Source organism: Flavobacteriales bacterium, from assembly GCA_025210805.1.
GTDB lineage: Bacteria > Bacteroidota > Bacteroidia > Flavobacteriales > CAJXXR01 > JAOAQX01.
Map to the genome: position 1 here is coordinate 74849 of JAOAQX010000007.1, position 16151 is coordinate 90999.

At 36.0% G+C, this 16151-nt stretch carries 13 protein-coding genes; all 13 read left to right on the top strand.

Annotated elements, in window-relative coordinates:
* Positions 1–675: 675 nt before the first annotated feature.
* The 13 genes from N4A45_04235 (at position 676) to ftsA (ending at position 16110) form a co-directional block, all read left to right on the top strand.
* On the top strand, positions 676–1275 hold the full coding sequence (locus N4A45_04235) for a riboflavin synthase (GenBank protein MCT4664425.1): 600 nt from the start codon (positions 676–678) through the stop codon (positions 1273–1275).
* A gap of 1 nt (position 1276) precedes the next feature.
* Positions 1277–3040: an aspartate--tRNA ligase gene (aspS, locus tag N4A45_04240; protein MCT4664426.1), complete on the top strand. Its 1764-nt coding sequence runs from the start codon at positions 1277–1279 to the stop codon at positions 3038–3040.
* A 7-nt stretch (positions 3041–3047) separates the two neighbouring features.
* Positions 3048–4571: a bifunctional phosphoribosylaminoimidazolecarboxamide formyltransferase/IMP cyclohydrolase gene (purH, locus tag N4A45_04245; protein ID MCT4664427.1), complete on the top strand. Its 1524-nt coding sequence runs from the start codon at positions 3048–3050 to the stop codon at positions 4569–4571.
* Positions 4572–4603: 32 nt separating this feature from the next.
* Entirely contained in the window at positions 4604–5635 is a 1032-nt protein-coding gene (locus N4A45_04250) for a rod shape-determining protein (GenBank protein ID MCT4664428.1), read from the top strand.
* A 4-nt stretch (positions 5636–5639) separates the two neighbouring features.
* Positions 5640–6476 carry a rod shape-determining protein MreC gene (locus N4A45_04255; GenBank protein MCT4664429.1) on the top strand — a complete coding sequence of 279 codons (837 nt, stop codon included), beginning with the start codon at positions 5640–5642 and terminating at the stop codon, positions 6474–6476.
* Entirely contained in the window at positions 6466–6978 is a 513-nt protein-coding gene (locus N4A45_04260) for a hypothetical protein (GenBank protein ID MCT4664430.1), read from the top strand. The genes N4A45_04255 and N4A45_04260 overlap by 11 nt, the downstream gene beginning before the upstream one ends.
* Before the next feature lie 3 nt (positions 6979–6981).
* Complete coding sequence (gene mrdA / locus N4A45_04265) at positions 6982–8826, top strand: penicillin-binding protein 2 (GenBank protein ID MCT4664431.1); 1845 nt, start codon at positions 6982–6984, stop codon at positions 8824–8826.
* Positions 8813–10075 (top strand): rod shape-determining protein RodA, encoded by a 1263-nt coding sequence (gene rodA / locus N4A45_04270; GenBank protein MCT4664432.1) that lies wholly within the window; start codon positions 8813–8815, stop codon positions 10073–10075. The genes mrdA and rodA overlap by 14 nt, the downstream gene beginning before the upstream one ends.
* 160 nt (positions 10076–10235) lie before the next feature.
* Positions 10236–11522: an FtsW/RodA/SpoVE family cell cycle protein gene (locus N4A45_04275; GenBank protein ID MCT4664433.1), complete on the top strand. Its 1287-nt coding sequence runs from the start codon at positions 10236–10238 to the stop codon at positions 11520–11522.
* A complete protein-coding gene (murG, locus tag N4A45_04280) occupies positions 11494–12597 on the top strand; it encodes an undecaprenyldiphospho-muramoylpentapeptide beta-N-acetylglucosaminyltransferase (protein MCT4664434.1) in 1104 nt (367 codons plus the stop codon). The genes N4A45_04275 and murG overlap by 29 nt, the downstream gene beginning before the upstream one ends.
* Positions 12594–13931, top strand: coding sequence for a UDP-N-acetylmuramate--L-alanine ligase (gene murC / locus N4A45_04285; GenBank protein MCT4664435.1), 1338 nt, complete (start codon positions 12594–12596; stop codon positions 13929–13931). Before murG ends, murC begins: the two co-directional genes overlap by 4 nt.
* Positions 13928–14686: a cell division protein FtsQ/DivIB gene (locus N4A45_04290; GenBank protein MCT4664436.1), complete on the top strand. Its 759-nt coding sequence runs from the start codon at positions 13928–13930 to the stop codon at positions 14684–14686. Before murC ends, N4A45_04290 begins: the two co-directional genes overlap by 4 nt.
* Positions 14683–16110, top strand: a complete 1428-nt coding sequence (gene ftsA, locus N4A45_04295; GenBank protein MCT4664437.1) for a cell division protein FtsA — start codon at positions 14683–14685, stop codon at positions 16108–16110. Before N4A45_04290 ends, ftsA begins: the two co-directional genes overlap by 4 nt.
* The last annotated feature ends 41 nt before the right edge of the window (positions 16111–16151 follow it).

Genomic DNA, 16151 nt, shown 5'->3' on the forward strand with positions numbered 1-16151 from the left:
AGCTATATTTTTTTGTAAAAAATAGCAAAGTTTTTTTAATGTAATTTATTAATCTGTTTAATCTTATAAAAAACTTTTGATGTCAACTCAAAAAATAACATTGCCTAACTTCTTTATTTATGTGCGCTTAGTCACTTTGCTTATTTCTTGATTTTCCTTATCTAGAACCATTCTGAATTATGTACCACTTGAATGCAAATGTGTTTTATACCGATTACTTGCTAAAATTACCCACTTATTTCACTGCGTTCATAACTGGCTTTTAGCAATGTATCGGCATAATACCTATGGGTAAATTAACACCAAAAATGGTATTATTACTGGAAAAAGGTATTTGGAAGCGGGGTGTGTAGAAGATTTTGTTCTCGATACAATTTTTGATTTCATTGCATTTCATCAAAAACCACTCAAACTGACAAAAGCATACAATTTTTGATTCCATTGCATTTCATCAAATATCACTCGAATTGACAAAAGCATACAATTTTTACTTCTCTGTCAGTTCAGTCCCGATGATCTCGGGATAAACTCTGACCCGATACATTGTGAAAACTATTTTATGAATAAAATAAAGTAGTGAGAATTGAACAAGTAATCGGTATAATCACAAAAAACTCAAATAGAAATCCCGATAGATTTTGTACTTTTGTAAATTAATATTTTCATCAAAAATCTATGTTTACGGGAATCATCGAAACTACGGGGAAAGTGGTGAAGATGGTACAAGAGGATACCAATATCCACTTTACTATTGAAACTGAGATAACCCCCGAACTAAAAATAGACCAAAGTGTTGCCCACAACGGTGTCTGCCTTACAGTGGTGGAAAAAAACGAAAACCAATATGTGGTAACCGCTATAGACGAAACCCTAAAAAGATCTAACCTACAAGACTGGAAAGAAGGAACTGCTGTAAACCTAGAGCGCTGTACGCAAATGAATGGCAGACTAGATGGTCATATTGTACAAGGACATGTAGATACCACAGGAATTTGTACCCAAGTAGAAAACGAAAATGGAAGTTGGAAATACACCATAGAATACAAGCCCATTAAAGAAGAGTATCTTACCGTAGAAAAAGGATCAATCTGTATTAATGGTGTTTCACTTACAGTGGTAGATTCTACTCCAACAAGTTTTTCGGTAGCGATTATTCCTTATACACATGAGCATACAAACTTTTATCAGCTCAAGGAAGGAGATCAGGTAAACTTAGAATTTGATATAATCGGAAAATACCTAGTGGCTTTAGCCCAAAAACGCGGAAAAGAATAGCATGAATAAATATCGATCGCATACTTGTGGAGAACTCAGAATGAGTCACCAAGGAGAAAGCGTAAAACTAAGCGGTTGGACGCAAAGAGTGAGAGAAATGGGTGGAATGATCTTTATAGACTTGAGAGATCGTTATGGAATCACCCAATTGAAATTTGACCAAGAAATTAACCCAGAACTTGTTGAAAAAGCCAAATCTATTGGAAGAGAAACGGTTTTGGGAATCCAAGGAACGGTGATAGAACGTAGTTCTAAAAACAATAATATTCCTACTGGAGAAATAGAAATTGAAGTAACAAATCTTCAAATACTTAATCCTGCAAAAACACCTCCATTTACCATAGAAGACAAAACAGATGGTGGAGATGATTTGAGAATGCAATATCGCTACCTAGATCTTAGGAGAAATCCAGTAAGAGAAAACCTTATTTTGAGATCTAAAGTAGCCATCGAGACAAGAAAATACCTTTCGGATAGAGAATTTATTGAGGTAGAAACTCCTGTTCTAATAAAATCCACTCCCGAAGGAGCAAGAGATTTTGTAGTGCCTTCTAGAATGAACAAAGGAGAATTCTACGCCTTGCCTCAGTCTCCTCAAACTTTTAAGCAATTGCTTATGGTTTCTGGTTTCGATAAATATTTTCAGATTGTAAAATGCTTTAGAGACGAGGATTTAAGAGCCGATCGTCAGCCTGAGTTTACTCAAATAGACTGCGAAATGTCTTTTGTGGAGCAAGAAGATATTCTCAATACTTTTGAAGGACTTACTCGTCATTTGATTAAAGAAACAAAAGGAGTAGAACTTGGAGATTTCCCAAGAATGACTTACGATGACGCTATGCGTCTTTATGGGTCTGACAAACCTGATACCCGTTTTGGGATGGAGTTTGTAGATTTTACAGAAGAAACTCAAAACAAAGGATTTGCCATTTTTGACCAAGCCGAAATCATCATCGGAATTCTTGCCAAAGGATGTGCAGACTATAGCCGAAAGAAAACCGACAAGCTTACCAAGTGGGTGCAAAGACCACAGATAGGAGCCAAAGGAATGGTGTATGCCAAATGGAATGAAGACGGGAGTACAAAATCATCAGTAGATAAATTTTATAGCTCAGAGCAAATCATTTCTTGGTTTGAAAAAGCTGGAGGAGAAAAAGGGGATATGATCCTGATACTTTCTGGAGAAAAAGACAAAACGAGAAAACAACTTTCTGAGCTGCGTCTTGAGATGGGAAGCCAACTAGGATTAAAAGATCCTGAAAAATTTGCTCCACTTTGGGTATTAGATTTTCCACTCCTTGAATGGGATGAAGAAAGTGAGCGTTATCACGCCATGCATCACCCATTTACCTCACCAAAAGATGAAGATATTGCAAGAATTGCGACACATCCTGCAGACGTGAGAGCCAATGCCTATGACTTGGTTCTTAATGGATCTGAAATAGGAGGAGGATCTATCAGAATACACGATAGAGAAATACAAAACCAAATGTTTCATCACCTTGGGTTTACCCAAGAAGAAGCATTAGCACAGTTCGGATTCCTTTTGGAAGCCTTTGAATATGGAGCACCACCACATGGTGGAATTGCTTTCGGACTGGATAGACTTTGTTCTATCATCGGAGGAGCTGAATCTATTAGAGATTATATCGCCTTCCCAAAAAATAACTCGGGTAGAGATGTCATGATAGACGCACCAGCCCACATAGATCAATCACAACTTCAAGAGCTTTCACTGGTATTAAACCTTGAAGAAAAAAATTAGCATTACCATGACAAACATTAAAGCAAAATCAGCCTTAATATCGGTATTTTATAAAGACGGACTCGCCCCAATTGTTCAAAAATTACACGAATTGGGAATTGAAATATACTCCACTGGAGGAACTCAAAAGTTTATTGAAGACCTTGAAATTCCTGTAAACCGTGTGGAAGACACCACAGGGTATCCATCCATTTTAGGAGGTAGGGTAAAAACCCTTCACCCAAATGTGTTTGGAGGTATTCTTTGGAGAAGAGGATTAGAAGATGATATTCGTGATACCCAAAAACATGATATTCCATCTTTTGATATCGTTATTGTAGATCTTTATCCTTTTGAAGAAACAGTAGCTTCTGGAGCAGAAGAAGCAGACATTATCGAAAAAGTAGATATCGGAGGGATTTCCTTAATCCGTGCAGCAGCCAAGAACTTTAAAGATGTAGTCATTATTCCTTCTAGAAATGAATATGCCAGACTTCTCACGATCTTAAATGAAGCTGAGGGAGAAACTACATTGGAACAAAGAAAAAACTTTGCCACACGTGCTTTTCAAGTATCTTCTCACTACGATACAGAGATTTATAAATATTTCAACAAAGAAGGGGACTTTAAAGTATTTAGAGAGAGTTTTTCTAGTTATGAAGAACTTCGTTATGGAGAAAACCCTCACCAAGAAGGAATATTCCATGGAAATCTATCAGAAATGTTTGACCAGCTCAATGGAAAAGCCATTTCTTACAACAACCTTTTGGATATCGATGCAGCCGTAAACCTCATTGGAGAATTTGACGAAACAACCTTTGCCGTTCTAAAACACAATAATGCATGTGGAATTGCCAGTAGAGACAATGTTCTTTTGGCTTGGAAAGATGCTTTAGCTGGAGATCCTGTTTCTGCTTTTGGAGGGGTTTTGGCTACCAATGTAGAAGTTGGTGAAGAAGTAGCTGAAGAAATCAATAAAATTTTCTTTGAAGTGATTATTGCTCCTTCATACACAGAGGAAGCTTTAGACATTTTAAAATCGAAGAAAAACAGAATTATCTTAGTTCAAAAAGAACAACTTTCAGAAAGAAAAATCTTTAGAACCGTACTCAATGGTGTACTTGAACAAGATGCTGACCATATAACTGATAACGAAGATAATTTCACGGTAAGTACAGAAAATGAGCCTACTGAAGAACAAAAATCGGATATGATTTTTGCCTCAAAAATCTGTAAACATACCAAGTCAAATGCCATTGTTTTTGCCAAAAACAAACAACTTTTGGCAAGTGGTGTAGGACAAACATCTCGTGTAGATGCCTTAAAACAAGCGACTATCAAAGCTAAGACTTTTGGATTTGAACTAAAAGATGCAGTAATGGCTTCCGATGCTTTTTTCCCATTCCCAGACTGCGTAGAGCTTGCTGACGAACAAGGAATCAAGGCGGTTATCCAACCTGGAGGATCGATAAAAGACCAATTATCGATAGATTACTGTAATGAAAACGAGATGACGATGGTATTCACAGGTACACGCCATTTTAAACACTAAAATAATTTTATCTTTGAGCTAAATATAACAATATGGGATTTTTCGATTTATTCAAAACACATGATGTTGCCATTGATTTGGGAACGGCAAACACCTTAATCATCTACAACAATAAAGTAGTAGTAGATGAACCCTCGATAGTGGCAAAAGATCGCTTGAGCGGGAAAGTGATTGCTGTGGGTCTCAAAGCACAACAAATGCATGGTAAAACCCATGAAAACATCAAGACGATTCGCCCACTAAAAGACGGTGTAATTGCCGATTTTAGTGCCTCGGAACATCTTATTAGAGAATTTGTTCGAAAAATCCCACAGCTCAAGAATTTTGTAAAAACCCCTTCTCTACGTATGGTAATTTGTATTCCAAGTGGAATTACCGAAGTAGAAAAAAGAGCCGTTATTGATTCTGCCGAACACGCAGGAGCAAAAGACGTGTATCTCGTTCACGAACCCATGGCGGCGGCTATCGGTATCGGAATTGATGTACAGGAGCCAAAAGGGAATATGATTATCGATATAGGAGGAGGAACTACCGAAATTGCCGTATTGGCACTAGGAGGAATCGTGTGCGATAAATCTATCAAAGTTGCAGGAGATATCTTCACTAATGATATTTCTTACTATATGCGTACTCAGCATAATCTATTTATAGGAGAGAGAACCGCAGAACGAATTAAAATAGAAGTGGGAGCTGCCATTCCTGATCTAGAAAGCCCACCAGAAGATTATGCCGTACAAGGTAGAGATCTGATGACGGGAAAGCCAAAACAAGTTACCGTTTCCTCATCAGAAATTGCTAGAGCTTTGGATAAATCCATTAATCAGATTGAAGAAGCCATTATGCAAACGCTTTCTATGACACCACCAGAATTGGCTGCCGATATCTACAATACAGGAATCTATCTTGCAGGTGGAGGATCTATGTTGAGAGGTTTAGATAGAAGAATTTCTATAAAAACTGAGCTTCCAGTATGTATTGCCGAAGATCCTTTAAGAGCCGTTGTTCGTGGAACAGGTATTTGCCTTAAAAATCTGGAGAAATTCCAATTCTTAATGAAAAAATAAATAAATGTTACACCTGTTTGAACTACTTAGGAAGTATAAGTATGCTTTATCTTTTGTGATATTGCAGCTCATTTCCTTTGTGTTTTTATTCAATACGCAGGTGTTTCATAAATTTTCTTTTTTAAATTCATCTAATTATTTGGTGGGTTCTACTTATGCCGTTTCTAGTAGTATTAATAATTACTTTAATCTGAAATCTAGAAATGTGCATCTGCAAGATCAAAACAGTCAATTATTAGAACAAAATCACCAACTAAAAGAACTCCTATTTGAAACCGGGAAAAATATTACGATAGATACCACAGATTTTACCTCGGTATTTCAATATCTCCCAGCAAAAGTGGTCAATTTTACTCAACACAATAAAAACGTATTTCTCACCATAAACAAAGGTGCCAATGATGGAATAAAGAAAGATATGGGAGTTATTGGAGCAAAAGGGATTATAGGTAAAACCATCTATATCTCAAACCAATACTCGATTGTGATGACTTGCTTACATCAAGATTTTTATACCAATATAGAAATAGGAAAGGAAAAAGTAATAGGTTCCCTTTCATGGAATGGAAACGATAACACTACTTGCCAAATAGGTTCGGTGAGTAAATACGCAAAAGTACAGGAAGGAGATTCTGTTTTCACTAATCAACTTTCTTCTATTTTCCCAAAAGATATCTTTATTGGGCAAGTTTCTAAAGTTTCCATAAATCCTGACGATCAGTTTTTCCAGATAGAAGTAGCTCTTGGACAAAACATAAAAGAAGCCTATCATGTCTATTTTTTAATGGACATAGACCGTGAAGAAAAACAATCTTTAGAAGACTCCATTTATGTTAAATAGATTGATTTCTCCCTATATACTGCGATTTTTCGCTTTGGTTTTCGCCCAAGTTTTCATCCTAGACGAAGTATATCTAGGAATGGAGCTACATCCTGTTATCTATCTATTATTTCCCCTAACCATGCCTCCAGGGGAGGATAAATTTAAAATTCTTTTGAGTTCTTTTACCATGGCTTTGTTGATAGATATTTTTCTAGACACTCTAGGATTACACAGTTCTGCCATGCTACTCATGATTTTATTGAGACCTATTGGATTAAAATCTATCAGGATTAAAACACTGGATATCAATGAAGAAATCACCATTCAAAAGATTCCTATTCTATCATTTAGTTTATACATTTTGACATTTACTTTGGTGCATCAGATTTATTATATAATTTTAAGCAACCTAAATATTGGAGCCATTGTACAATGGAAGTATATTTTCTTAAACACGATACTTTCATCACTTATTATGGTTTTGATTCATATTATTTTTACAAAAAAAAACAAAAGATAAATCGTGAAAAAATACGATTTAAAAAATCGACAATATATTATTCTCTTTTTGATGACACTTGGAGCATTAGTGATTTTCTTAAAACTCATTAATCTTCAATTAATCAATGATGTTTATAAGGAAAAGGCGGAGAGAAATGTCATTCGACAAGAAATACTGTATCCTGTTCGGGGTTCTATCTACGATAGAAACGGAGAACTTCTTGTGGGAAATATCCGTGCATTTGACCTCATGGTAACTCCCAGATATACAAAAGAATTTGACACTACGCTCTTAGCAAAATTAACCGATTCTTCTGTTGAAATCATCAAGAAAAAACTTAAAAAAGCCCAAAGATATTCCAGACACCTCGCCTCTCCAGTAATCAAAAACATTGAAAAAAAAGAGGGAATGATGTTATTGGAAAAAATCAATTCCTTTCCTGGTTTTGAGCTTCAAGAACGTACTACCCGATTTTACCCTTACGGAGTAGCTGCCAATATTTTGGGATATATTTCTCAAGTCCCTCCCCAATTTCAACGAGACAACCCTTACTATCATAGAAATGATAATATTGGAAGAACAGGCGTAGAGCGTACCTACGAAAAAGATTTAAGAGGAGAAAAAGGAGAAAAATTTTATTATAAAGATCGCTTTGGAAGATCAAAAGGAAGTTATAAAAACGGAGAATTGAACAAAAAAGCAAAAAGCGGTAAAGATCTAACAATTACCTTGGATTGGAAGCTTCAAGACTACGCACAGCAACTCATGGACGGAAAAAAAGGAGCTGTGGTAGCTATTGAACCCTCAAGTGGAGAAGTGCTCAGTATCGTTTCTAGTCCTACTTATGACCCAAATTTATTAGTAGGAAGAAGACGAACTAAAAACTATAATTTACTAGAAAAGGATACACTACTTCCTTTGTATGATAGAGCATTACAAGGACAATATCCTCCAGGTTCTACTTTTAAACTCGTAAACGCTTTAATTGGCTTACAAGAAGGAACGGTAACAGAATATTCAAAATTTCCCTGTCACCATGGATGGTATTATAGTCCGAGATTAAAAGTGGGTTGTCATTCACACTATTCTCCATTGGCATTGAGACAATCTATTGCACAATCTTGTAATGGATATTACTGTGCCCTTTTTCATAAAATGATTGATAAAGATCAAAAAACAAAAGAAAACTACACACGCTGGAGGGAATATGTGAAAAGTTTTGGATTTGGAAATTATCTTGGAAATGATTTTGATAAAGGAAGTCCAGGGAAAATTCCATCAGTAGCCGATAATGATTCTCGGTATCCCAAACTTTGGAAAGCTCCCACGGTTATTTCTTTATCTATTGGACAAGATGCCTTGCTGGCAACGCCTATCCAGATGGCAAATATGGCAGCTGCTATTGCCAATAGAGGATATTTTTACACACCTCATATCATTAAAGAAAAAAATGGAGAATCGATTGAAATTGAACGTTTCACCAAACCAAAAAAAATCAATATTGACAAAAAGCACTTCGAAACCGTAATTGACGGAATGCAACTAGCGGTAGAAGGAAAAATAGGTGTCGCTACTTCCACTGGTGCTAGAATACAAGGAATTACTGTTTGTGGAAAAACAGGTACAGCACAAAATGTCAATAAAGATAAAGATCATTCAATTTTTATAGCCTTTGCCCCCAGAGAAAATCCCAAAATTGCCATTGCAGTATATGTAGAAAATGCAGGATGGGGGTCTTCTTATGGTGTGCCTATTGCCAGTCTCATTATGGAACGCTATCTAAAAGGGCATATCGTAAGGCAAGAATTATCACAAAAGATGATCAATACTAATCTTCTAGAAACTGAAAGCGATGAGGAAAGCTAATACCATTTTAGAAGTTGATTGGCTTATAATTATGCTCTATCTTATTCTGTGTATCATAGGATGGGTGAGTATCTATTCGGCAAACTATGACGAACAATTTGTTTCTATATTTGACAGCAGTCAAGAACATGGAAAACAAATCATTTGGATAGGATCATCTTTGCTAATTGGACTTTTTATTCTTTTTACTTCTTCAAGATTATACACCTACTATTCAATCTATTTTTACTTAGTCTCCATGTTGCTCTTGGTGCTCGTTCTTTTTATCGGAAAAGAAGTAGGAGGAGGAAAATCATGGTTTGGAATAGGATCCTACAGTATACAACCCGCAGAATTTGCAAAATTCTCTACCCTACTCATACTAGGAACCTTACTTTCTAGTCCGCAAACAGATTTAAGAGATTTCAGGTCTCAACTAGTCACCTTTGCCGTTTTGGCAATCCCCATGTTTTTAATTCTCCTTCAGCCCGATGCAGGTTCCGCATTAGTTTATTCATCTTTGATTCTTGTGCTGTATCGTGAAGGTTTACCGGGTTATTATCTTTGGGGAATCATTTCAGCTATTTTACTTTTTCTTATTTCCTTACTCATTCCGCTTTGGTTAACCTTATTACTGGTCGTACTTATTATTCTGATTTCTTATGTTCTCCAAAAACCCAGAATCAGACGGAAATATCTTTTACATTTTGTTTTAGTGGGTATTGTTAGCATTATTTATTCTATCGGTGTGGGATTTATCTACAATAATGTCTTTAAATCACATCATAGAAACCGAATTGATATTATTCTCGGAAAAATAGAAGATAGTAGTGACAAAGGTTATAACCTGTTGCAATCAAAAATAGCTATTGGCTCTGGAGGAGTTGTAGGACAAGGATTTTTAGAAGGAACGCAAACACGCTACAATTTTGTACCAGAACAAAGTACTGATTTTATTTTTTGTACCATAGGAGAAGAATGGGGACTTCTTGGAAGCCTTGTGCTTATGGTCATATTTCTTGGACTCATTTATCGAATCATTCTTCTTTCCGAAAGACAAAAATCTGCCTTTACAAGAGTATATGGATATGGAGTAGCCAGTATTCTTTTCTTCCACTTTTTTGTAAATATCGGGATGACCATCGGTGTAGTTCCCGTTATTGGAATTCCCTTGCCCTATGTGAGCTACGGAGGATCTTCACTTTGGGGCTTTACGATTCTTCTTTTTATCTTTTTGAGACTAGCGTCTGAACGGAAGGAGATTTTATAGAAATAAAACCTCAACAAAAGAACACACTGTCCACCCAGCTAAATCAAACTTCTATCGAAATATTACAAAGATTTAGCTTAAAAAAAAGATAATTCAATACCTTTACCATAAGTTTTTATTGTAAAAATCAAAAAACATCACTTAGCGGTATTAGACATCAATGAATAAGTTAATTAAGGGCGACAAAAGCGTATGGATTTCTGTCTTGTTTCTCGTTGCCTATTCATCACTTTTGGTTTATAGTTCTAGTAGTAATCTTGCCTACCAATATCATGGAGGAAGTAGTTTGCCTATTGGTTTAAAACACGTAGCCCATATTCTCATGGGGTTTACGCTTATTATTTTAGTTTCTAATATTCCTTTTCGCTTTTTTTATAACACCTCTATCTTAGTATATATTGCCGCCATTGTACTCATTTTTATTGCACTCACACGTGGAACCACCATTGGTGGAGCAAGTGCAGAACGATGGGTGCGGATATTCGGATTTTCTTTTCAACCCTCCGAACTAGCGAAAGTGTCTATTATTCTGCTTCTTTCGCGTCAACTAGTAAAACATCAAGATAAATTACAGAGCTTTAAGAAATCATTTCTTTACGTTCTTGCTCCTATTTTACTATTATTTGCCTTTGTTTTTAAATCAAGTTTATCCTCAGCAACATTTATCTTTTTTATTAGCTTTGTACTGCTATATATCGGAAATTATTCTACCAAAAACCTACTCAAAATGGCGGGTTCTGGAATCTTAATTATGGTCTTAGTAATCTCTATTTTTAAGTTTTTTCCTAGCGTAGCCAATAGATTTGACACTTGGGAAGCCCGTATAGAACGATTTATTGGAGAAGAACAACACGACCCCGACGGAAATTACCAATCTGATCATGCAAAAATGGCAATTGTACGTGGTCATTATACAGGAGTAGGACCTGGAAAAAGTGTTCATAAATATTTCCTTCCTCAATCAAACTCCGATTTTGTTTATGCCATCATTGGTGAAGAATATGGTTATGGAGGAATGATTTTCCCCATAATTGTTTACCTCTTTTTGGTCTTTAGATTTCTCACCATTGCCAACCATGCCCTTAATGATTTTGGGAGACTTCTGGTGGTAGGATTAGGCTTTAGTATCTTACTACAAGCTTTTATAAACATGGGAGTAGCCGTTGGATTACTTCCAGTTACGGGGCAAACACTTCCTCTTATTAGTGCGGGTGGGTCTTCTATTTGGATGACTTGTATTGCGATAGGGGTTATTCTTTCGGTGTCACACTCCAGTATTTTAGCAAAAAAAGAACTAGAAGAAGAACTCTTAGAAAGAGCAAAAAGCACCTTAGAAATTTCGAGATCTATGGCAATGGCAGAAGGAAGAGTTTTTGACGAAAAAGCATACCTAAAAGAAGAAGTGAAAAGACTAAAAAGTGAGTACAAAAATCAACAAGAATACTAAGCAAAATCATTTTATCCTAAGTGGTGGAGGAACTGGCGGACATATTTACCCAGCCTTAGCAATTGCTGAAGCTCTAGAAGCATACCCAAATACTTCCGTGAGCTTTGTGGGAGCTTTGGGTAAAATGGAAATGGAAAAAATTCCACAAGCTGGTTACAAAATCTTAGGATTACCCATACGAGGTTTACAAAGAGGAAAAATATGGGCAAATCTTTCTTTGCCTTTTAGGATTATAACGAGTCTTACCAAAAGCTATTTTCACCTCAAAAAAGTACAGCCAAAAGCCGTAATAGGAACAGGTGGATACGCTAGTGCTCCTATAGCCTTGGTAGCATCTTGGTTAAAAATACCTGTGTATTTGCAAGAGCAAAACTCTTTCCCAGGCTTAGTGAACCGAAAAATGGCAAAATATGCCCAAAAAGTCTTTGTGGCTTATCCCAATATGGATCGATTTTTCCCAGAAAACAAAATCATTTATTCAGGAAATCCCATCCGAAAAAACATTCTTGAAAAACTTCAAGTAAAAACAGAAAATCAGACCTCTACACCCAAATTACTCATTTTGGGCGGAAGCCTAGGAGCACGTTCCATCAATGATTTTTTTATTCAGCACATAGAAACATTGGCAAAAGAATCCATTGAGATTCAATGGCAGTGCGGAAAACTGTATGAAAAACAGTGCAAAGATGCTTGGGAAAAAGCAGGAAGACCAGAAAACATCCATATACAAGCATTTATTCAAAATATGGCTGAAGCTTATGCACAAGCACATCTAGTACTTTGCCGAGCAGGTGCACTTACTGTTTCTGAGATTGCTTTGATGCAAAAACCCGCTATTTTTGTGCCTTCGCCAAATGTTACAGACAATCATCAATACAAAAATGCTTTGGCTTTAGCCGAAAAAAATGCCGCACTTCTTTGGGAAGAAAAACAGCTAAAAGAAGAGCATAGCTTACAATATCTGCTCACCACTCTTGAAGATCAAGAACTACAAGGAAAATTGAAATCAGAAATTGTACAATTCTCAAAATCAAAAGCTTCAGAAGAAATTGCTAAACAGATTCTCCAAAAATGAAATTAACTCAGTATCAACATATATACTTTTTAGGAATAGGAGGAATTGGGATGAGTGCCTTAGCTCGTTACTTTAGGGCAAATGGGCAAACCGTTTCTGGATATGATAAAACACCCACTCCACTTTGCAAAAAGCTGGAAAATGAAGGAGTTACAATTTGTTATCAGGATGATATTTCACAGATCCCTCTGGGAATAAACACAGAAAACACATTAGTTATTTTCACCCCAGCCATTCCAGATGATTTAAAGATTAAACAACATTTGCAAAAGCAAGCATTTCGCCTCTTTAAAAGAGCCGAAATTTTAGGAATGATCTCTAAAACAAAAAAGTGTTTGGCAGTAGCGGGTACACATGGAAAAACCAGTACTTCTGCAATTTTGGGGCATATTATGGCAAATTCTTCTTTGGGATGCACGGCTTTCATTGGAGGAATCCTCAATAATTATCAATCTAATCTTATTCTCCAGCCAGAATCTGATTATATGGTTGTAGAGGCCGATGAATTTGACCGTTCTTTTATGCATCTTGAGGTAAAAAGCACGGCACTGACTTCTATTGATGCCGATCATCTTGATATTTATGGCAATCATCAAGAAATGCAAAAAACCTTTGAGAATTATCTTCAAAATGTGAGAGAATACTGTGTCATTCAAGAAGAAATTCCAATAGAAGGAACACATAATTATGGACTCAATAACGCAGCACAATTTTATGCCTCCAATATTCGTTGGACAGGAACAAAAATGGAGTTCACTCTGCATCTTCAAGAAGAAAAAATAGACCATTGTGAACTTGGATTTCCAGGACTTCATAATGTAGAAAATGCAGTTGCAGCAGCCAGCTTGGCATATTTAGAGGGTGTATCCCTAAAAGAAATAAAAAATTCATTATCAAGCTTTGAAGGTGTTGCAAGACGATTTAATCTTAGTATTTTTGGAGAAAAGATATTTATAGATGATTATGCCCATCATCCTACAGAAATAAAAAGAACCATAGATTCTATTCGATATTTTTTTCCAGAGAAAAAACTCTTGGCAATTTTTCAACCACATTTGTTCTCCAGAACTCAAGATTTTATGGAAGAATTTGCTCACGAACTTTCTCAAGCAGATGAAACACTTTTACTCGACATTTATCCTGCCAGAGAACGCCCAATTGCGGGAGTTAGTAGTGATCACTTAGTGGAAAAAATGAGTCATGGTACCAAAATTGACCGAAATAAAATTTGTGAAGAAATAGCAAAAAGACCTGAAGCAGATATTATTTTAACGATAGGTGCAGGAGATATCTCAAATCATGTTGAAGAAATAAAATCTCATTTGAAAAAATGACAAAAAATAAAAATATCATAAAATGGTTGCGAATTAGCTACTGGTTACTCATTCTCTTGTTGTTTGGGTATATTCTTTTTTGGTCCAATATTCAAAAAACCAAAAACCCTGTGGTATGGAAAGAAACAACCGTCAATGTAGTTAACGAAGAATCTGTTAGTTTCATTCAGGCTCAAAGTATTAATGGTATTTTTGAAGAAAAGAATTTAAGTTATATCAATACGCCTGTTCGAAAAATAGATCAAGACACATTAGAAAAAATTATTGAACAAAATCCATTTATCCAAAAGGCTGAAATATACACAGATTTTCATGGAGAAATGAATATTGAAGTCATTCAAGAAGTTCCTTATTTAAGAGTACACAGACCTCAAAAATCTTATTATTTGAACCAATGGGGAGAAAATTTTCCTTTAAGTAGTGATTATACTGCAAGAGTTCCGATAATAAGAGTGGATATCGATAGCTTTAAAAATGACCAAATTTTGGATTTATTTCACACTTTGGAATCTAAACCATTAGTAAGAAAACAAATAGCAGAAGTGTATATCAATTCCTTTGAAGAAATCACTTTAGTTCCAAGAATGGGGAAATTTTTGGTAGAATTGGGCCCAAATGAGGATATTCCCGAAAAACTCGATAATTTTGAACATACAATGAATTTGATTCTTAAAACCAAAGGATGGAATCGATATTCAAAAATAAGTTTAGCTTTTAAGAACCAAGTGGTTTGTACTAAAATAAAAGAATCATGAACACAGAAAATATTGCCGTAGGACTAGACATTGGTACCACAAAAGTAGTGTGTGTTATTGCACAAAGAGGTACGGGAGACCGAATAAAAGTATTGGGTGTAGGGCATGCTCCTTCTACAGGAGTACAGCGTGGAGTGGTTCATAATGTAGTACAAACAATGGAATCTGTAAAGCAAGCAGTTTCTATGGCAGAATCTCAATGCGATCATCAAGTAAATGATCTTATTGTGGGGATTGCCGGTCAGCACATTCGTTCTATCCAGCACTCCGAGTCTATTACCAGAGAAAATCCTGAAGATTTTATCGATCATAAAGATATTAATGCCCTTATCGGAAAAGTACACGGAATCGTTTTACTTCCTGGTGAAGAAATCATCCATATTCTTCCTCAAGTATATAAAGTAGATAGCGAATCTGGAATTTTAGATCCCATTGGGATGTCTGGATCACGTTTAGAAGCTAATTTCCATATTGTAGTAGGAAGAATTAATTCGATCCAAAATATTGGAAGATGCGTAAAAGGAGCAGGTTACAAAATATCAGGACTTACACTGGAGCCGCTTGCATCGGCAACAGCCTGTCTTAATGACGATGAAAAAGATGCAGGAGTTGCCCTCCTAGATATTGGTGGGGGAACTACAGATATCGCCATTTTTAAAGATGGAATTATTCGTCATACTTCCGTGATTCCTTTCGGAGGAAAAGCCATCACTGAAGACATCAAAAATGGTTTCCAAATCATTGAAAAACAAGCTGAATTATTGAAAATAAAATTCGGATCTTGTACTCCTCTTGCCAATAAAGAAAATGAAATTGTTTCTATACCAGGACTCAGAGGAAGAGACCCAAAAGAGGTCAGTCTTAGAAATCTTGCCACAGCGATCCACGCACGTGTAGAAGAAATTCTAAATGCAGTGGACGCCATCATAAAAGGATATGAAGGAAATGATCCTACTAAAAAACTTATTGCAGGAATTGTGATAACAGGAGGTGGTGCCAAACTTAAACACCTCAAAACAATGGCAAAATTTGAAACCTTGATGGATACTAGAATTGGTTATCCACAAGAAAGGATAGAAGGAGAAATGCTCTCCAAATTATCCAGTCCGATTTATGCAACTTCTATAGGACTTGCCATTCAAGCGGTGGAAAGTAAAGAAAGAGCCATAGAAGAAGCACTAATTAGACAAGAAGAACTAGAAAAGCAACAAGAACTAGAACAACAGATATCCGACGAACCTTTTTATCAATCTTATGAAGCATCTCCAGAAATGTCACCATCAGAAGTGCATGAAGAACCTAGAGAAACTGCCGTTCAAGATGATAAAGACATGAAAAAAATATTAGAAACCAGTAAGAAAAAAGTAAATTTCTTAGAAAGATGGTCTAGTAAATTTCTTAATTTCCTTGAAGGAGATGAATAAACCAATTAATTGGTTCACAACAAAGGTTCGGAAGAATAATA